Below are 17,647 nucleotides of genomic sequence, written 5' to 3' on the forward strand. Positions count from 1 at the left end.
AAAACATTACGCGGCATTACGCGGCGTTCCGCGGCAGGCATAGCGCCGAGTCACGCGATATCAGGCCACATGACACCACGTGGCCGGCATGCTCGGCATGCTCGGCGTCAGGGCGTCAGGGCGTCAGGGCACCCCGCGCGGCCTCACGTCGCCCGGCCCGTCATGGCGGTCGGCGCCTGACCGCGCCGGATCTCCAGGGTCAGGTCCCCGAACCTCAGCTCCCCCGCCGTCGCTGGATCAAGGCCGGCGGGGTCACGTCTTGCCCCAGCGCCTGCGCCAGCTGGCGGCGCAACCGGAAGATCTGGATGTTGAGATGTCCGGCGTCCAGCCCCAGCATCCGGCCCAGGCGCTCGTGATAGACCCAGCCCTGATCCGGCGGTGCCAGCCCGCGCGCCGCGTCGTCGGTCCTCAGGCGCGCTAAGGTCAGCAGCGCGTAGTGGTGCGTCCGTTCCCCGAGGTCGAGGTCGCGGTCGCCATAACGCAGGCGGAGCATCACGTGCTCCTCGTCGAGGCTGACGTCGAAACGCGCGACGCACGCGGGCGTCACGGGGACCGGGGACACCGCCCCGGTCGACACTTCCTCGGTGATCTGGCCGACGCCCGAGTGGAAGCGCCAGCGGTGTCCACCGACGTCCACCTCGTCCCCCTCCTGCAGCGCGCAGAGGCCGGCCTCCGAGGTGCATTGCCAGACTCCGTCGTTCTCCTGGACGATGGACACGGTCGCGGCGTGGCTGTCGGGCAGCAGGTTGGAACGGGCGAGGCTGATCGCCTCCGCACCGTCCAGCCGCAGCAGCATCGGCCCGGGACGGTCCAGGTCCTGCACCCGCCAGCTCGCGGCCGCGTCGACGCCGAACGCGACCGACTGGCCCGGCTGCAGCGCCACCGCGCCGTGATGCGGCACGCGTCGGCCGTCCAGCATCGTGCCGTTGCGGCTGTGGTCGCGGAGTTCCCAGCCCTGCCCGGTCCAGCGGATCGAGGCGTGCAGGCGCGAGGCCTCGCCATCGGCGATGACGGTCGAGGAACTCCGGTCCCGCCCGAAGATGTGCTGGGCCAGCAGGACGATCCTGCGGCCGCTGGTGCTGTGGATCAGGACCGCCACGCTTCCCCCTCGATGAATGACGCGCAGGGACTTTAAGGAGCGGCCCGGCCGGGCGCAGCTGTAATGCCTGACAGGGCCGCGCGCGCGCGTTGACTGCGACAGTGGCGGATGCGCTTCATCACCGTTCCCCGACGCACGCGACCCGCGCCGGGACTGACCACGACCCTGGCCCGCGAATCGTCCGGCCCGTCGTCCGGTCCGTCGCCGCCCGATGCCGGCCATCCGGGCGTCGTCGGCCAGTACGTGCTGGAACGGACCCTGGGCACCGGGGGACAGGGCGACGTCTTCGCCGCCCGGGACACGCTGCTGCTGCGTCCGGTGGCCCTGAAGCGCCTGCGCCGCGTCGACGCCACCGGCGGTGATCGGCATCTCCTCGAGGCCCGGCGCTCCGCGAGCCTGCGGCATGCCGCCTTCGTCGGCATCCACGGCGTCATCAACGACGGCAGCGGCCAATGGATCGTCATGGAGCGGGTCTTCGGCCGCGAGCTGTCCGTCGTGATGCGGGACGGCCCGATGGCGCTGCCGCCGGCGGTCGACGTCATCCGCCAGGCGGCGCAGGCGCTGTCGGAGGTGCACCGGGCCCGACTGGTCCACGGCGACATCAAGCCGTCCAACCTGATGCTGCAGGCGGATGGCGATCTGCGCATCCTCGACTTCGGCGTCGCGCAGCCCTTCGATCCCGCGGGCTTCGACGCCGCGACTGCGGGCATCCAGGCCGGCACGGTCGCCTACATGGCGCCGGAACGCCTGGCCGGCGCCCCCGTCGCCGGCATCCGACCTCTACGCGCTGGGCGCCGTCTTCCTCGAGCTCGTCGGTGGACACCGCCGGTGCCCGACGGGTGCTCCGGGTGACGAGCGGTCCGACGGCAGCGCGTCGTGGCAGTTCCCCCGGGGCTGCCCGGGCCGGTCGTCGACCTGATCCGGACCATGGGCGCGCCGGCGGTCGAGGCCCGCCCCGCCGGCATGGAGGCCGTCGTGCGCGCGCTCGACGAGCTGCCCGTCGAGTTGCGCGCCGGGCCGCCAAACGGGCAGTCACGCGGGCTGTCACCCGGGGAGCCACGCGGGCAGTCACGCGGGGAGCCACGGACGGCGGGATCGCCGACGCGGCGATCGGGCTTGCACGCCCTGCTGCCCCCGCTGTTTCCCCTGCTCCTGCTGCTGGGACTGTCCGCCGCGGTGTCGGGCGACCATCCGGCACCGCCGGGTGCCGTCGCCAACCGCAGCGTGCCGAGCGACCCGCAGGAGATGCGCGCCGGCATGGACGCGCTGCGCCGCTTCGACGAGGACGGCGCGGTCGCGCGCGCGACTGCGCACTTCAGGACGGTGGTGGACCGTTCGCCCCGCCACGCCGCGGCCTGGGCCGCGTTAGCGATCGCGCACTGCATCAGCCATCGCAATGACGGGCATGACGAATCGCTGCTCCAGCAGGCGCGCGAGGCGGCCCGGCGCGCCGTCATGCTCGACGGGCAACTGGCCCTGGCCCAGGCCGCCGAAGGATGGGCGCTGGAGGTCCAGGGCGACCGGTCTTCCGCGATGACGCGCTACGAGCGCGCGCTGCGGCTGGATCCCGACAACGTCTATGCGCTCAACGGCCAGGTCCGCCTCCTGATGGCGCAGGACAAGTTCGAGGCCGCGCTCGAGCTGGCCTCGGCCGCCCGCGAGCGCCACGCCGACGACCGGACCTTCATCGACCTGCTGGGCTGGCTCCACTTCGAGCACGGCGACATGGCGGCCGCTGAACGCGAGTTCCGCGCCAGCATCCAGACGCAGCCCGACGCCGTCTTCGCCTACGCCAACCTCAATGCGACGCTGCTGCGCCTGGGACGACCGGAGGAAGCGCTGCAGGTCCTCCAGCGCGGCCTGCAGATCCGTCCGGCGGGCCGGCTGTATACCAACCTCGGCAATGCGCTGTATGCGCGGGGCGACTACGCGGCGGCCGCGGCGGCGTTCCAGGCCGCGGCCGACGGGCCGCACGGCAGTCCGAACTTCTATCTGCGCTGGGCCAATCTCGCCGATGCCCTCCTGTGGACACCCGGGGAGCGTCCAGCGTCGACCGCGGCCTACCGGCGGGCGTGGCAGCTGTTCCAGCCCACGCTGACGCGCGACCCGTCGCCCGCCAACGTCTCCCGGGCGGCGCTCTACCAGGCGCGGCTCGGGATGCTGGCGGAGGCCGCGGCCAGCCTGTCGTCGTTGCAGGCGCGGCCGCCCGATCGCGCGGATCCCAACTTCCGGATGGCCCTGGCCCAGGAGGCCCTCGGCCAGCGCGCGCTGGCGCTGCAGTCGCTGCGCCGCGCGTTGAGCCTGGGTTATCCCGCCGCCCTCGTGAAGACCGAGCCGGCCTTCGCCGCCCTGCGGGAAGACCCCGGGTTTGCCTCCCTCCTCCCCGTCCCTCATCAGCCCCCCACAGGAGACACCCGACCATGAGCCGACCCGCGCACGGCGATGCCGCCCCGCTTCCCGCCGCCATCTCACTGTCGTTCGACTATCAGCAGCAGTCCAAGCTGCTGTGCTGGAACGCGACCGAAGGCCATCGCGACATCTACATGCAGCGCGGCCCGAGGGCCGGCGGCGTCTCGCTGCTGCCGGGGGAGTACGTGAGCGTCTTCGTCAAGGGAGGGGGACCGATCGACGACCTCGACAAGCCCTGGAGCTTCCGGATCGTCGATTGCTTCTTCATCACGTTTCCGGAGCTGCACTGGGCCGGTGAGGAGATCGGCATGACCTACTCCCAGCCCTCGCCATTCATGGGCCCGACACTGGAGCGGTCGGGCAGCACCACGCGTCATGTCGACAACCTGGAACTGGCGCCGGAAAGACTGCTGTCCGCCGACAACTACCTCACCATCGTCTACCGCGCGCAGAACGCGTTCCGGGTGATCCATCCCGTGGGGACCCACCCGGTCAGCGCCAAGCATCAGCTGGGTCGCTGGGACATGAGTTTCGTGCTGACCGTGGAGATCACGGAGCCCGATCCGGCGAAGGAGAAGTACATCCGCGTGTTCCGATTCGATCCGGAAACGGAGGTCGGCAATGGCTACAACCGGCCGCACGAGGGGGCCGACGGCGATCAGCCCACCGGATGATGCGGCAGGACCGGGGCCTGCGGCAGCGCGACTTCCGCCGCCGCCCCGTTCCACCGCCTCAAGGCCCGCTGGAAGAACAGGCTGTTGGGCAACTGCAGCATCGTCCCGTTCTGCGCGTCGCCGCTTTCCAGCAGCGTCGTGTAGACCAGGTTGATGTCGACCACCCGGCCCTTCACGCCGGGCCGGTCGCCGGCTTCCAGCAGTTCCACGACATCGCCGATCCGGAACGCATGCGTGATGTAGATCAGCAGCGTGCAGAACAGGTTGGACAGCACGCTCCACGCGGCGAAGAACGCGACCGCGCCGACCGCGGCGAAACCGGTGAACGCCGTCCACAGCACCGAGCCCGACACGCCCAGGCGCTCCAGCGACCACAGCAACGCGCCGCCGTAGACGAGCACGCCGATGCTGCGCAGGAACAGCGAGGCGACCTTGACCGGGAATCCGTAGCGGCTCGTGAGCCGGCGGGAGATGAGGCGCGCCACGCGCATCACCAGCCACGCGCCCAGGCCGATGACCGCCACCTCGATCACCGGGACGAAGATGTCCAGCCATTCGGCCAGCCACAGCGGAAGACGGTCGTGCAGGGATTGGTAAAGCTTGTTCATGGCGCAGCAGGTTAACGCGTCGCCGCGTCGCCCCGGCCTTCAGGCACCGGGATGGATGCGACGACTTGTGAGGCAAGACCTGTCCCTCCGACCCGGTACGTCGTCGCCGGCCGTCCGTTTCCGTCCTACCTCTTCGGAGTTGTTTCGGTTTCAGCTCATCACAAAGAGAGCAGCGGCGTAGCGATTCGCGGGCCCGTTCAGAGGGCGTGAAGATGAAGATGCGCGCCTCGGGCAAGGGGCCCCTGCACGTCAGGGACCCCTGTCCGCGCCCTCCACTTCATCCTCGATGCCCATGAACATCCTGCAGCGCTCCGCACTCCTGCCCGAGGTCGCCAAGATCGCCCTGGCCGTTTCGCTCGCCCTGGCCACGGCGGGCACCGCCCTCGCCCACAGCAGCTTCCTGAAGGTCGACGGACGCACCGTCCGGAACCAGAACGGCACCGGCGACCCCATCTATCTGCGCGGGGTCAACCTTGGCGGCTGGCAGGTGCATGAAGGCTGGATGTCGCCGCTCGCCGGCGCCGGCGACGACTACACGATGCGCAAGACGCTGAGCCAGCGCTTCGGCGACGGTGGTCGCGACGCGCTGATCAACGCCTACCAGGACAGCTACCTGCAGGAGAAGGACTTCAAGATCCTCTCCGACCTCGGCATGAGCGCGCTGCGCCTGCCCATCTACTACCTCAACCACATGAACGAGGACGGCTCGTGGAAACGCGACGCCGCCGGCAGGATCGACTTCCGCCGCATCGAGTGGGTCGTCGCGATGGCCAAGAAGTACCGGATGTACGTCATCCTCGATCTGCACGGCGCGCCGGGATCGCAGAACGGCGCGGACCACAGCGGCCGCATCGGCGGCTCCGGCCAGCTGTGGAACAACACGACCTACCAGAACCAGACGCTGACCTTCTGGCGGGAGCTCGCGACGCGTTTCCGCAACGAGCCCACCGTCGCCGGCTACGACGTGCTCAACGAGCCCTCGCTCAACTACCCGGCGCCGGCGACCCGGCCGGTGCTCGACATGTACGACCGGATCTACAAGGAGATCCGCGCCGTCGACCCGAACCACATCGTGATCATGGAAGGCATCTGGGACTGGTCCGCGATCACGCGGCCGTCCGACTACGGCTGGACCAACGTCATCTACGAGTTCCACTACTACAACTGGGGCAACGACTCGAACTACCAGTCGCAGGTGAATTTCACCGAGGCCAAGATCAACCAGGAGAAGCAGTACGCGTCGTACAACGTGCCGCACTACGTCGGCGAGTTCATGTACTTCAACCTGCAGAGCAGCTGGGAGTACGGCCTGCGCCGCTACAACGAGGCCGGCTGGCACTGGACGAGCTGGACCTACAAGGGCACCAACATCGGCAACTGGGCGCTCTACAACAGCACCAACGCCGGCGCCAACACGCCCAACGTGGCCACCGACAGCTACGCCACCATCGAGGCGAAATGGCGCAGCTGGGACGTCGAGAAGAACATGGCGCCCAACACGATGCTGAACGGCGTGTTCAAGGCCGCGCTGACGGGCAAGAACAGCCTGATCCGCAACCTGCCCTTCGAAGGCAGCTGGCGCGCGACCAACAGGCTCGAGGCCGAGATGTTCTACGCGCAGAGCGGTGTGAGCTTCGACAGCACCGGCGTCGGCAGCTTCGACGCGGGCGACTGGCTGCGCTACATCGATGTGGACTTCGGCAGCGGCGTCGACCGCCTGAAGCTGCGGCTGGCGGTGGATGCGTCCAGCGCCGGCAAGCAGATCGAAGTGCGGCTGGACAGCCCGACCGGCGCCCACGTCGGCACGGTCACGGTGCCCAGCACCGGCGGCTGGACCAGCTTCCAGGAGGTGACGACGCCGATCCAGCGCAGCACCGGCATCCACAACGTGTACCTGGTGGCCAAGGGCGGCACCGGCGTGGCCAACCTCGACTGGCTGCAGTTCGAGGACTCGACCGGCACGAACACGCCGACGCCACCCAGCACGCCGCCGACCACCCCGCCCACGACGCCGCCCGGCTCGACGGCGCCGGTCTCCGGCCAGACCTACGTCCTCGTCGCCAAGCACAGCGGCAAGGCGCTCGACGTGCGCGAGCGCTCGACGCAGGACGGCGGCCTGCTCCAGCAATGGGCCTACGGCGGCGGCGCCAACCAGAAATGGGTGGCGCAGAGCGCCGGCAACGGCCTGTGGCAGCTGCGCTCCGCGTCCAGCAACAAGTGCGTGGACATCAGCGGCGTCAGCACCGCCAACGGCGCGGCGGTCCAGCAATGGAGCTGCACCGGCGGCGGCAACCAGCTGTTCCGGCTGGAAGACCAGGGCAACGGCTTCTTCTACCTGCGCGCGTCGCACAGCAACAAGTGCCTGGACGTGACCAACGTGTCGGCGCTCGACGGCGCGGCCGTGCAGCAGTGGGATTGCGCCGGGGACAACGCGCGCTGGAAATTCCAGGCACCCTGAGGGACGTTTTGCACCAAGGATCGCTTCTTGCCAGAACAAAACGCTCGCAGCCCGGCGACACCTCGTCGCCGGTCCCATTGTTCTGAAGACAAGGAGATTCACATGAAGCGTTCCCTGCTGATGGTGGCCACGGCCACGATGCTGTCCCTGGGTGTCGGCTCGGCCATGGCGCAAGCGGCCTCCAGCCCGACCTCGGGCACCGAGGACCAGGCCAAGGCGCTGAAGAAGCAGGCCGATGCCGATTACAAGGCCGCCAAGAAGGCGTGCAACGCCATGAAGGGCGATGCCGAGAAGCAATGCGAAAAGGACGCCAAGGCGACCCATGAGAAGGCCGAGGCGGATGCCAAGGCCATGAAGGAAAAGGCCCAGGCCGACAAGAAGGCCATGAAGTAACGGCATCGCCTGCCGAGGCGCTCCGGCGCTCCGGCAGGCGGTTCTGTTCCGGCCTTCCAGTGCGCGGCGGGATCACCCCGCCGCGAGTTCGCGCTCGACCTGCTCGCTGCCGGTCGGGCGTGTCTGCGTGCTGCTGCCGCCGCCGCCGCTGCCACCGTCTTCGAGGACCTGACCATTCCCCATCCGGATCACGCGGTCCGCGAGATGGAAGTAGCGGTCGTCGTGCGACACCACGATCACCAGGTGACCCTTGTCGCGCAACTCCGGCAGCAACTCCGTATAGAAGAGATGGCGGAAGGTCGGATCCTGGTCCGCCGCCCATTCGTCGAAGACCAGCACCGGCCGGCCTTCGAGGTAGGCGTGCACCAGCGCCAGCCGCTTGCGCTGCCCCGTCGACAGGTCGACGGTGCTGAACGCGCCGTCCTTCACCGACACCTTGTGCGCGATCTCCAGCCGTTGCAGATAGGGCAGCGCCCGCTCCGGCAGGCTGCCGCCCTGGCCGGCCTCGGCGGCGAGGTCCTCGAACAGGTAGAAGTCCGAGAACACCGTCGTGTAGAGCTGGCGGTAGTGGTCGCGCGTCTCGTCGGTCACCGGCGCGCCGTCGGCCAGCACCTGCCCCTGCTGCGGCGCGTACAGCCCCAGCAGCAGCTTCACCAGCGTCGTCTTGCCCGAGCCGTTGTCGCCGACGATGAACACCATCTCCCCACGCCGCAGCGTCAGGTCCACCGGGCCGAGCACGAAGGCGTCGCCGCCTTCGGGCTTCGAGAAGGCATAACGCACGCCGCGCAGATCGATGGACTCGCCCAGCGTGGCCGGCGCGCCCGGCTTGTCGAGGTCGAGGAAGGGCTCCGGCGTCGCGAAGCGCGCCGACATGTCCGCGATGCGCTGGAATGCCACCCGCGCCCGGCCGATGCCCGGCACCGCCGCGGCGATCTGGTCCAGCGGCCCCTTCAGGAACAGCAGCACCAGCACGAAGCCGCTCAGCACGGCGGGTTCCATGGTCCGGAATGCCGCCCAGCCCAGGATCAGCGCGATCAGCAGGAAGAACAGCGCCGAGCCGAAGGCCGTCGCCAGCACGTAGGTGTTGATCGCGCGCCAGTTGATCTCGCGGATGCGGTCGACCGTGCCTTCGATCTGGCCGCCGTACATCCCCGCGCGGCGCGCGCGGTGCATGCGCAGTTCCTTGGCGCCGTCGCTGATCGCGCGGTAGGCCTTGTGCAGCTGTTCCTCGGCGTCACGCGCCTTGTGGAAGCCGCGGATGCCGCGCGCCTGCGCCCAGGTCTGCACGCCCACGCCGATCACCAGCGCCACCAGCAGCAGCCCGAACAGCGGCGGTGACAGCCACGCCAGGTAGCCCAGGCAGCCCAATGTGATCGCCAGCGCGATCACCGCCGAGGACAACACGAAGGCGGCGTCGCTGATCATGTCCACGTCGCCGGTCAGCACCGGCATCAACCGGTGGGTGCGATAACGCTCCAGCGCGTCGATCGGCGCGGCGAGGATCTTGCGCGCCAGGCTCTTGCGCACCTGGGCCACCAGCCGCTGACCGACGAGGTTGGTGCACATGCTGGACGCCGCGCGTCCCACCAGCGCCACGGCGCACAGCGCGACGAAGGTCAGCAGCAGCCCGCCGGCCATGCCGCCGGGCCGGTTCAGCACCTCGTTGATCGTGCCCAGCAGCGCCACCGTCGCCGCGCCGGCGGCGATGCCGGTCACCGCCGACACCAGCAGCCAGGGCAGGAACGGCTTCAGCAGCGCGGAGACTTCGCCGGACTTGCCGGGCTTGGCGGTAGCGGAGCGAGGCGGGTCGCCCGCCGGAGTGCCAGGAGCAGTGTTCATCGGGGTGGTCTTTCAGCCGCCGGCACGGCGGCGCGGCGGACGGGGTGAGGTCCTCACCGGTAGACGTTCCAGCGGCGCGGATGTTCACGGCGCAACCCCTCGTGAACAAACGCGGCGGCAGGACGTCTCTCTCCTGACACCACCGACCAGGCATCACCGCCGATGCCGTGCCCCGTTCCATGCCCCTGCATCCCGACCTGGAAGCCTTCCTCGAGCTCGTCAACGACGCGACTGCCGACGGTCCGGCGCTCCATGAGATGACGCCGGCGCAGGCCCGCGCGGCCTACGACCGGTCGACGCTCGCGCTGGACGAGCCCGGCGCCGATCTCCCCACCGAGGCGATCGCGCTGCCCGCCCGTGACGGCCACGTGCTGCCCGGGCGCCTGTACCGGGGCGGCATCGAGCCGCGTCCGCCGGTGCTGCTGTTCTTCCACGGCGGCGGCTACGTGCTGGGCGGACTCGAGTCGCACGACTCGTTGTGCCGCGACCTGGCCGCACGCGCGGCGTGCGTGGTGCTGGCCGTCGACTACCGGCGCGCGCCGGAGCATCGCTTCCCCACCGCCTTCCACGACGCCGAGGACGCCTTCAGCTGGCTGCGCGGCCATGCCGGCACGCTGGGGCTGGATCCCGGACGCATCGCCGTCGGCGGGGACAGCGTCGGCGGCACGCTCGCCACCGCGCTGACCCTGGCGGCACGGGAGGCCGGCCTGCCGCAACCCGTCCTGCAACTCTTGCTGTACCCGTGCACCAGCGCCCGGCAGGACACGCCCTCTCACCAGCGGCTGGCCAGCGGCTTCCTGCTGGAAGCCCGCAACCTGCAGTGGATGTTCGGGCAGTACCTGCGAGACGACGCGGACCGCCTGGACTGGCGTTTCGCGCCGCTGCAGGCCGCCCGCCTGCAAGACCTGGCCCCCGCCCACCTCGCCCTGGCCGAGTTCGACCCGCTGCTCGACGAGGGCCTGGCCTACGCCCAAGCCCTGACCGCCGCCGGCGTCCGCGCCACCTCCAAGGTCTATCCGGGCATGGTCCACGACTTCGCGCGGCTCGGGAACGTCGTCGAGGACGCCGGCACCTTGCGCGCCGAACTGGCCGCCGTCCTGGCCCAGGCCTTCCGCTGAACGCCCCGCGTGAACAAATCGGCGCGGCCAACGTCTCTACAGGAAGAAGGCGGCGCGACAGGCGCCGCGACCACTTTCAAGGCAGTCCCATGTCCATCGCTTCGCTGGCGCAGGTCGCCGGCCGCCTCCTGAGCCACATCGCGGGTCAGCCCTGCGAGACCGTGATCCATGGCAACCACCTGACCGTCAAGCCGCTGGACGGCAGCTCTGCCAGCACCTGGATGCTGGAGGCCGGTGCGCCCCTGCCCTCGCTGCAGGCGCGCCACGGCCTCGGCGTCGGCCAGGGCGCCGCGGTGCTGGCGGACCTCCACCTCCCGGCCGCGCTCGAAGCCCTCTTCGCGTTGCGCCCCGAGTTGCCGGCGGTCGCGCTGGGCGACGTGCTGCCCACCTCCGCTGCACTGGTCCGGAGCGGCATTGCGCTCCCGACCGGCACGACGACCCCGGTCGGCTCGACCCATCCCGCCACCGCAGCCGCCACCGCGCCGTCGACCATCTCCCGCGAGCTCTTCTGGCAATGGGACCGCCTCTGGCTGGCCGACCGACGCGAGCCCGCGCCGATCCAGCATGTCTTCAGCAAGGACGGCCGCCGCCACCCGCGCCGGCCGGCCAAGCCCACCGGCACCGTCTACCGCCGCCACATCCCGTGGCTGGACAAGACCTTCAGCCTGCGCGCATTGGACGTCGACCGCGACCTGGCGACCGTCAACCGCTGGATGAACGAACCCGCCGTCGCCCACTTCTGGCAGGAGACCGGCGACCTGGAGCACCACCGGCGCTACCTGTCCGGCATCGCCGCCGACCCGCACACGATCAGCCTGATCGGCAGCTTCGACGACCAGCCCTTCAGCTACTTCGAGGCCTACTGGGCCAAGGAAGACCGCATCGCCCCCTTCTACGACGCGGCCGACCACGACCGCGGCTGGCACGTGCTGGTCGGCGAACCGGCGCTGCGCGGCCGCGAGTTCCTGACGGCCTGGATGCCGGGGATCTCCCATTACCTGTTCCTCGACGACTGCCGCACGCAGCGCCTCGTCATCGAGCCGCGCATCGACAACCGCCGCATGGTCCACAGCCTGAACCGCTGCGGCTACGCCTCGCTCAAGGAGATCCAGTTCCCGCACAAGCGCGCCGTGCTCGGCCTGCTGATGCGCGAGCGCTTCTTCGACGACGCGCTGTGGATCCCGCGCGGCGACGGCCCCTTCGACCTCTCCGCAGTTCCGCAATCCTGAGGTACCCATGCACATCCATGACCTGATCGGCATCGGCTTCGGCCCGTCCAACATCGCCCTGGCGATCGCGCTCGAGGAGGGCCGCGAGGCGCGCCCGCAGGACCGGCCGCTGGACGCGCTCTTCGTCGAGCGCCAGCCCGGCTTCGTCTGGCACAAGAACATGCTGCTGGACCACGCGCACATGCAGATCTCCTTCCTGAAGGACCTGGCGACGCTGCGCAACCCGTCCAGCCGCTTCACCTTCCTGAACTACCTGCACGAGAAGGAGCGGCTGCAGGACTTCATCAACCTGAAGACGTTCTTCCCCAGCCGCCACGAGTTCAACGACTACCTGGGCTGGGCGGCGGCCCAGTTCGAGGACCGCTGCGCCTACGGCGAGGACGTCTTCGAGGTGCTGCCGGAAACGCGCGGCGGCGAGGTCAAGCTGCTGCGCGTGCGCTCGCGCACGGCCGCGGGCGTCGTGCAGGAGCGCCTGACGCGCCACCTGGTCGTCGGCGTGGGCGGCATGCCGCGCATCCCGGCCGAGTTCAAGGCCTTCAAGGACGATCCGCGCGTCTTCCACTCCAGCAACTACCTGCAGGCGATCGCCGGCAACGGCGAGGCCAGGCGCATCGCGGTGGTGGGCGCGGGCCAGAGCGCGGCGGAGATCTTCATGGACCTGCACGGACGCCCGCAACGGCCGCACGTGGACCTGGTGATGCGGGCCCGGTCCATCAAGCCGTCGGACGACAGCCCCTTCGTCAACGAGATCTTCAACGCCGACTTCACCGACTTCGTCTTCAGCCGCACCGGCAGCGAACGCGAGAAGCTGCTCAACGAGTACTGGCACACCAACTACGCGGCGCCGGACCTGGCGCTGATCCAGCAGATCTTCGACGTGTTCTACCGCCAGCGCGTCAGCGGCGAGGAGCGCCACCGCTTCCTGCGGCGTCACGAGGTGGCCGGCGCGCAGTCGGCCGAGGACGGCCTGCGGCTGACGCTGCGCGACCTGAACCACGAGCGCACGACGACGCAGCGCTATGACGCGATCGTGCTGGCGACCGGCTACGAGCGCGACCGCCATCGCACGCTGCTGTCCTCGCTGGCGCCCTACCTCGGCAACTTCGAGGTCGACCGCCACTACCGCCTGCGCGGCAGCCCCAACTTCCATCCGAGCGTGTTCCTGCAAGGCGCCTGCGAGCTGACGCACGGCCTGAGCGACACGCTGCTGTCGGTCACCGCGATCCGCTCCGGCGAGATCCGCAGCGCGCTGCACGGCGCCGCGGGCCTCTCGCCGGCAGCGGCCCGACAGGAAAGCTCACGGCAGGCGGCGTGATCAGGGGATGGCCCAGGACATGACCCGACCCTCGCGCCGCCCTCGCTGTTTCCGTCGCTCCGCGCCGGATCGTTGAGCGAGGAGTCACCGACGACCACCGCTTCGTTCTTCGCGACGCGCGCCGCCACACGGGATCCGTGGCGGCGCGCTTTTTCACGTTCCGGGCTCCCGCTTACCTCTTCACCACAACCATGAATCCTCAGAAGGATCGCGCCATGTCCCCGTTCACGTCGTCCCTGTCTTCCCCGTCGTTCCCGTCCTCGTCGTCCCCCGTGCTGCCCCGCCCTCGCCTGCTCTCGCTGGCGCTGGCGTCCGCCTTCGGCACCGCCGCGCTGGCCGGCGCCTCGCCCGTCTGGGCCCAGGTCGCCGCCGAGGCGCCCGTCGATCAGGCGGTGACGGCCGCCGCGGCGCCAGGCTCCGCCGCCTCCGCAGCGACGGGCTCGACGGGCGCAACGGGCGCGGCCGGTTCCGCCCTGCCCACCGTGTCCGTCAGTGGCCGGTCCGCGCCGACCGAGGGCACCGGCTCGTACACCGCGCGCAGCACCGGCGCGGGCACGCGCATGCCGCTGTCGCCGCGGGAGACGCCGCAGTCGCTGACGGTCATCGGCCGCCAGCAGATGGACGAACAGAACCTGGACACGCTCAACGAGGTGATGCGCCAGACGCCCGGCATCGTCGTCAACCGCCGCGACGAACGCGTCGACTTCACCTCGCGCGGCTTCTCGCTGAGCCAGATGGTCGACGGCATCCCGACGCTGGCCTTCAACAACGTCTCGGCCGAGGCCAGCATGACCAGCATGGCCATGTACGACCGTGTCGAGGTCATCCGCGGCCCCGCCGGACTGCTCAACGGCGTCGGTCAGCCGGGTGGCTCGATCAACCTGGTGCGCAAGCGTCCGACCAGGGACTTCGAAGGCAGCGTCACCGTCGGCGCCGGCAACTGGAGCCGCTATCTGACGCAGGCCGATGTCGGAGGCAGCCTGACCGCCGGCGGCGGCGTGCGTGGCCGTGTGGTCGCGTCCTACTCGGGCGGCGACACCTTCATCGACAACAAGAGCCGCAAGGACAGCCTGCTGTACGCGATCGTCGAGACCGACCTCGGCGCGCGCACCGTGCTGGCCGGCGGCTTCGAGTACCAGAAGAACGACATCGATGGGGCCAACTTCGGCAACATCCCGCCGTACTACGGCAACGGCACGCGGCTGGTGGTGCCGCGTTCGTATTCGTTCAGCACGCCGTGGAGCGTGTGGAACATGGAGACCAAGCGCGCCTTCGTGAACCTGCAGCATGAATTCGACAACGGCTGGCAGGTGAAGGCCGAGGTGGCGCAGGTGAAGAACGACCGCGAGCGCTACAGCGGCGACCTGCAGAGCACGCTGCCGACCTTCCCGATCAATGCGGCGACCAACATCGGCGTGGTCTCGCTGAGCGACAACCCGGCCAACGGCACGAACAAGTCGGTGGACGTCTACGCGTCGGGGCCGTTCCAGCTGTTCGGCCGCACGCACCAGGCGGTGATCGGCTTCAACGTCAACAAGCTGGAGACGGAGATCGCCAACAACAGCGCGCTCAACACCGGCACGCGGCTGGACCGCCGTCCGGGCGCGGTGTTCGACCTCGGCGCGATCGCCAAGCCGGACTTCCAGTACCCGCGCCTGCGCCAGTACGGCGAGACCGAGGAGCGCGCGATCTACGCCTCCACGCGCCTGCAGGCCACCGACGCGCTGTCGCTGGTGCTCGGCTCGCGCGCGACCTGGTACGAGAACAAGGCCTACCAGCGCTCGTGGGCGGGCACGGCCAACGGCGCGCGCATCGACGTCGCGCCGGTGAAGGAGGACGGCGTGTTCACGCCGTACGCCGGCGCGGTCTACGACCTGACGCCGTCGACCTCCGTCTACGGCAGCTTCACGCAGATCTTCCAGCCCAACACCTCCAAGGACGTGAACGGCAACGTGATCGATCCGCAGCGCGGCAGCAACGTCGAGTTCGGCGTGAAGAGCGAGCACTTCGGCGGGCGTCTCACGACCGCCGCCGCGGTGTACCGCACCAAGCAGGACCACGTGCCGGTGGCGACCGGCACGCTGCAGCCGGACGGCACGCCGGCCTTCCGGGGCGAGCGCGGCACGGTGACCGAGGGCTTCGAGTTCAGCGTCGCCGGCGAGGTGCTGACCGGCTGGCAGGTGCAGACCGGCTATGCCTACGGCACGCCGCGCAAGGCGGACGGCTCGGCGCTGTCGCCGCACCTGGCCACGCGCACCTTCAACCTGGCGACCAGCTACCGCCTGCCGGGCGCGCTCAACAAGCTGACCGTCGGCGGCAATGTGAGCTACCAGAACCACACGTCGATGGACATCATCTCCAAGCCGACGCTGACGCAGGGCGGCTACACGCTGCTGGGCCTGCTGGCGCGCTACGACGTGACGCGGCAGCTGACGCTGTCGGTCAACGTGGAGAACGTGACCGACAAGACCTACGTCTGGATGAGCGGGCAGTCGGGCTACATGTTCGGGACGCCGCGCAGCACGTGGGTGCGGGGGAGCTACAAGTTCTGATGGGCAAGGACTGACCCTCGGCGCGCTTGTGGGACGTGCCGCCGCTCACCGCGGTGTGAGCGCGGCGGCGTGGTCCCCACGGCACCGGACCGGGGCAGAGGGTCAGGGGGACGGCGCCCGTCGCAGGACCTCCGCCAGGGGCACGGCCTCGCGCTCCGCCTCCGGCGGATAGTGGTACCACGCCTCATGCGGCGACAACTTTCCGCAGGCGTTGCATTGCGTCTTCTCCCACTGATGACCGCAACCGGGACACAGGCCACGCGTCCAGAAGGTATTCCAGACCGTCCCGCACGAAGGCACGCACTCCCACAGATCCTCCGGTCCCGGCCGCCACTGGCAGTCGGGGCAATAGATCTCGGCCTTGTCCTTCATGGATCTCTCCGCTCCAGGTTGCTGTTTGCCTCGGTGACCATCCGCGAAAGCACGCGACTGCTGAACGTCATTCCGGCCATCTTCGCATCCCGGAGCACGAGTCACGCGGTGACGGGCGCTCCCGTGAACAGCACACGACGGGTGCGCGCGCCATGACGTCGGTAGCGCCATGACGTGGCGGATGCGTCCTCAATCAGCTTTGATCGCCTTGATCCGTTGCTCCGTCTCGCTGACGTCGCACCCCAGCGCCCAGCCGACCTGCCAGTTGCCGCCGTCGCCTTCACGATTGCCGTAGAGCTCGCACTTCGCTGCGCGATAGACGCGCCAGGTCTTCGCCTCCTTGACGGCGAGTGCGCGCATGCCTTCCGGGTTGTGCGCATCCTTGGAGATCTCGTCGATGTGCTGGCGTTCGACCGCGTCGAGCTCCTTCTCAGCCACCCAGAGCTGGTGGCTCAGACAGCTGATCTGAGTGTGCGTCGCGCCCGCGAACGGCGCGTCCGGAGCGCAGGCGAGCTGGGAGAGGCGCAGGTGATACTGGTTCTCGACACAGGCGGCGGTCGTGCAGGCATTGCGTTTGGCGAGCCACGCGCGCTGGGCCACGCGCCTCGGATCGGTGGCCGCGACATCGTCGCCCGGCGCGTAGTAGATGCCCAGCTCGTCGTCCATGTCCGACAGCTTGCTATCGCCGCAGATCATCTTCTCGATCCTGGTGCCCGCCTTCTTGCAATCGAAGCTGGCGGCGTGGGTCGACGAATACAGCCCGGTCATGAGCAGCATGGCGACACCCACCATGCGCATGCCGCTCATTCGGTACCAAGGGGTGACGACGGTCTTCTTCATTCTTTCCTCCGGACAAAAACGCGGCGGAGGGTAAAACACGGACCGTTAAGAGGCCGTCAGGATGTGGCCTCGGACATGAAACCGCTCGATCCCGACGGCCGATGTCTGCTTCCAGCGACGGAATCCGCTGTCCCGAGCGGAGTCCCGTCCTGCGGTGGACCCGTCTTGCACGAGCGGGACCTAGGCCATCGCTGCATGCAGGTGGTTCGGGTCGTTGACGATGAACTCACGCAGGTCCGGATACTCCTGCGACAGGAGCTCCCGCACCGACGAGAACGGCAGGCGCTCGAAGGCGCGTTCCCAGAAGCGCAGCGCTTTCCGATCGTCGCGGAACACGCAGATCAGCCACGGATGGTCCGAGGCCATCACCGTCTGACGGAGGACTTCCGAGGCGATGCCCAGGCCACGGTATTTGGGCAGCACGTACAGATCGGCGAACTCCTTGATCGTCCGTTCCTGCAATTGCTGAAGGCCGATGAGGAGCAGTCCCGCGACCTGCCCGTCGTGATGGAGGAGGTAGCCCCATTGCTCGGCGTCAGGTGCACCCAGGCGTTCGAGAAAACCGGACAGCGAGTTGAACCGGCCGTCGGCGTCGATGTCCTCACCAGACCAGAACGAGGACTCCAGCTCGTAGAACTGCCAGAGGTTGTCCAGCAGCTGGGCGTCGGCCGGCGCGACGGAAGTCAGGGTGACAAGTGCATTCATCCGCAGTCTTGTACCTCACCCGATTCGCTCCTTCCT

General features: G+C 69.3%; 15 protein-coding genes. 9 read left to right on the forward strand and 6 right to left on the reverse strand.

Going from position 1 to position 17,647, the window contains the following annotated elements; genetic code table 11:
- Positions 1-214 precede the first annotated feature (214 nt).
- Complete coding sequence (locus ACQ86G_RS21880; protein WP_431257283.1) at positions 215-1,099, reverse strand: FHA domain-containing protein; 885 nt, start codon at positions 1,097-1,099, stop codon at positions 215-217.
- Between the two features lie 108 nt (positions 1,100-1,207).
- On the opposite strand from ACQ86G_RS21880, the gene ACQ86G_RS21885 reads away from it, so the two are divergent.
- Genes ACQ86G_RS21885 through ACQ86G_RS21895 form a run of 3 tightly spaced genes read left to right on the forward strand, consistent with a single transcriptional unit; the run spans position 1,208 to position 4,182 of the window.
- The gene (locus ACQ86G_RS21885; RefSeq protein WP_431257284.1) at positions 1,208-1,951 is read left to right on the forward strand and encodes a serine/threonine-protein kinase; all 744 of its coding nucleotides are present in this window, start codon (positions 1,208-1,210) and stop codon (positions 1,949-1,951) included.
- A gap of 24 nt (positions 1,952-1,975) precedes the next feature.
- Positions 1,976-3,523, forward strand: a complete 1,548-nt coding sequence (locus ACQ86G_RS21890; RefSeq protein ID WP_431257285.1) for a tetratricopeptide repeat protein — start codon at positions 1,976-1,978, stop codon at positions 3,521-3,523.
- Complete coding sequence (locus ACQ86G_RS21895; protein WP_431257286.1) at positions 3,520-4,182, forward strand: hypothetical protein; 663 nt, start codon at positions 3,520-3,522, stop codon at positions 4,180-4,182. The genes ACQ86G_RS21890 and ACQ86G_RS21895 overlap by 4 nt, the downstream gene beginning before the upstream one ends.
- On the opposite strand, the gene ACQ86G_RS21900 is transcribed toward ACQ86G_RS21895, so the two are convergent.
- The gene (locus tag ACQ86G_RS21900) at positions 4,167-4,790 is read right to left on the reverse strand and encodes a mechanosensitive ion channel domain-containing protein (protein WP_431257287.1); all 624 of its coding nucleotides are present in this window, start codon (positions 4,788-4,790) and stop codon (positions 4,167-4,169) included. The two genes, ACQ86G_RS21895 and ACQ86G_RS21900, sit on opposite strands and share 16 nt — an antisense overlap.
- 292 nt (positions 4,791-5,082) lie before the next feature.
- Here ACQ86G_RS21900 and ACQ86G_RS21905 point away from each other — a divergent pair, with 292 nt between their 5' ends.
- Together ACQ86G_RS21905 and ACQ86G_RS21910 are read left to right on the forward strand one after the other, a co-directional pair.
- Positions 5,083-7,248 carry an RICIN domain-containing protein gene (locus ACQ86G_RS21905; protein ID WP_431257288.1) on the forward strand — a complete coding sequence of 722 codons (2,166 nt, stop codon included), beginning with the start codon at positions 5,083-5,085 and terminating at the stop codon, positions 7,246-7,248.
- A 102-nt stretch (positions 7,249-7,350) separates the two neighbouring features.
- On the forward strand, positions 7,351-7,641 hold the full coding sequence (locus ACQ86G_RS21910; RefSeq protein ID WP_431257289.1) for a hypothetical protein: 291 nt from the start codon (positions 7,351-7,353) through the stop codon (positions 7,639-7,641).
- Positions 7,642-7,713: 72 nt separating this feature from the next.
- Here the strand turns inward: ACQ86G_RS21910 and ACQ86G_RS21915 are convergent, their stop codons facing one another.
- Positions 7,714-9,480: a cyclic peptide export ABC transporter gene (locus ACQ86G_RS21915; protein WP_431257290.1), complete on the reverse strand. Its 1,767-nt coding sequence runs from the start codon at positions 9,478-9,480 to the stop codon at positions 7,714-7,716.
- A 179-nt stretch (positions 9,481-9,659) separates the two neighbouring features.
- On the opposite strand from ACQ86G_RS21915, the gene ACQ86G_RS21920 reads away from it, so the two are divergent.
- From ACQ86G_RS21920 to ACQ86G_RS21935, 4 genes are all read left to right on the forward strand, one after another.
- Entirely contained in the window at positions 9,660-10,598 is a 939-nt protein-coding gene (locus ACQ86G_RS21920; protein WP_431257291.1) for an alpha/beta hydrolase, read from the forward strand.
- 89 nt (positions 10,599-10,687) lie between these two features.
- The gene (locus tag ACQ86G_RS21925) at positions 10,688-11,827 is read left to right on the forward strand and encodes a GNAT family N-acetyltransferase (RefSeq protein WP_431257292.1); all 1,140 of its coding nucleotides are present in this window, start codon (positions 10,688-10,690) and stop codon (positions 11,825-11,827) included.
- Between the two features lie 7 nt (positions 11,828-11,834).
- The gene (locus ACQ86G_RS21930) at positions 11,835-13,142 is read left to right on the forward strand and encodes a lysine N(6)-hydroxylase/L-ornithine N(5)-oxygenase family protein (RefSeq protein WP_431257293.1); all 1,308 of its coding nucleotides are present in this window, start codon (positions 11,835-11,837) and stop codon (positions 13,140-13,142) included.
- A gap of 215 nt (positions 13,143-13,357) precedes the next feature.
- The gene (locus ACQ86G_RS21935; protein ID WP_431257294.1) at positions 13,358-15,694 is read left to right on the forward strand and encodes a TonB-dependent siderophore receptor; all 2,337 of its coding nucleotides are present in this window, start codon (positions 13,358-13,360) and stop codon (positions 15,692-15,694) included.
- A gap of 102 nt (positions 15,695-15,796) precedes the next feature.
- On the opposite strand, the gene ACQ86G_RS21940 is transcribed toward ACQ86G_RS21935, so the two are convergent.
- From ACQ86G_RS21940 to ACQ86G_RS21950, 3 genes are all read right to left on the reverse strand, one after another.
- A complete protein-coding gene (locus ACQ86G_RS21940; protein WP_431257295.1) occupies positions 15,797-16,066 on the reverse strand; it encodes a hypothetical protein in 270 nt (89 codons plus the stop codon).
- A 189-nt stretch (positions 16,067-16,255) separates the two neighbouring features.
- A complete protein-coding gene (locus ACQ86G_RS21945; RefSeq protein WP_431257296.1) occupies positions 16,256-16,906 on the reverse strand; it encodes a lysozyme inhibitor LprI family protein in 651 nt (216 codons plus the stop codon).
- 180 nt (positions 16,907-17,086) lie between these two features.
- Entirely contained in the window at positions 17,087-17,611 is a 525-nt protein-coding gene (locus tag ACQ86G_RS21950; RefSeq protein WP_431257297.1) for a GNAT family N-acetyltransferase, read from the reverse strand.
- Positions 17,612-17,647 lie beyond the last annotated feature (36 nt).

The sequence above is a fragment of the Roseateles chitinivorans genome, from assembly GCF_050632145.1.
Taxonomy (GTDB): Bacteria; Pseudomonadota; Gammaproteobacteria; order Burkholderiales; family Burkholderiaceae_C; genus Roseateles; species Roseateles chitinivorans_B.

Bases quoted from the DNA above. Each gene is read 5' to 3' on its own strand.
- ACQ86G_RS21920 (WP_431257291.1), top strand. From the start codon at position 9,660: ATGCCCCTGCATCCCGACCTGGAAGCCTTCCTCGAGCTCGTCAACGAC.
- ACQ86G_RS21940 (WP_431257295.1), bottom strand. From the start codon at position 16,066: ATGAAGGACAAGGCCGAGATCTATTGCCCCGACTGCCAGTGGCGGCCG.
- ACQ86G_RS21925 (WP_431257292.1), top strand. From the start codon at position 10,688: ATGTCCATCGCTTCGCTGGCGCAGGTCGCCGGCCGCCTCCTGAGCCAC.
- ACQ86G_RS21895 (WP_431257286.1), top strand. From the start codon at position 3,520: ATGAGCCGACCCGCGCACGGCGATGCCGCCCCGCTTCCCGCCGCCATC.
- ACQ86G_RS21910 (WP_431257289.1), top strand. From the start codon at position 7,351: ATGAAGCGTTCCCTGCTGATGGTGGCCACGGCCACGATGCTGTCCCTG.
- ACQ86G_RS21945 (WP_431257296.1), bottom strand. From the start codon at position 16,906: ATGAAGAAGACCGTCGTCACCCCTTGGTACCGAATGAGCGGCATGCGC.
- ACQ86G_RS21950 (WP_431257297.1), bottom strand. From the start codon at position 17,611: ATGAATGCACTTGTCACCCTGACTTCCGTCGCGCCGGCCGACGCCCAG.
- ACQ86G_RS21900 (WP_431257287.1), bottom strand. From the start codon at position 4,790: ATGAACAAGCTTTACCAATCCCTGCACGACCGTCTTCCGCTGTGGCTG.
- ACQ86G_RS21915 (WP_431257290.1), bottom strand. From the start codon at position 9,480: ATGAACACTGCTCCTGGCACTCCGGCGGGCGACCCGCCTCGCTCCGCT.
- ACQ86G_RS21935 (WP_431257294.1), top strand. From the start codon at position 13,358: ATGTCCCCGTTCACGTCGTCCCTGTCTTCCCCGTCGTTCCCGTCCTCG.
- ACQ86G_RS21905 (WP_431257288.1), top strand. From the start codon at position 5,083: ATGAACATCCTGCAGCGCTCCGCACTCCTGCCCGAGGTCGCCAAGATC.
- ACQ86G_RS21930 (WP_431257293.1), top strand. From the start codon at position 11,835: ATGCACATCCATGACCTGATCGGCATCGGCTTCGGCCCGTCCAACATC.
- ACQ86G_RS21885 (WP_431257284.1), top strand. From the start codon at position 1,208: ATGCGCTTCATCACCGTTCCCCGACGCACGCGACCCGCGCCGGGACTG.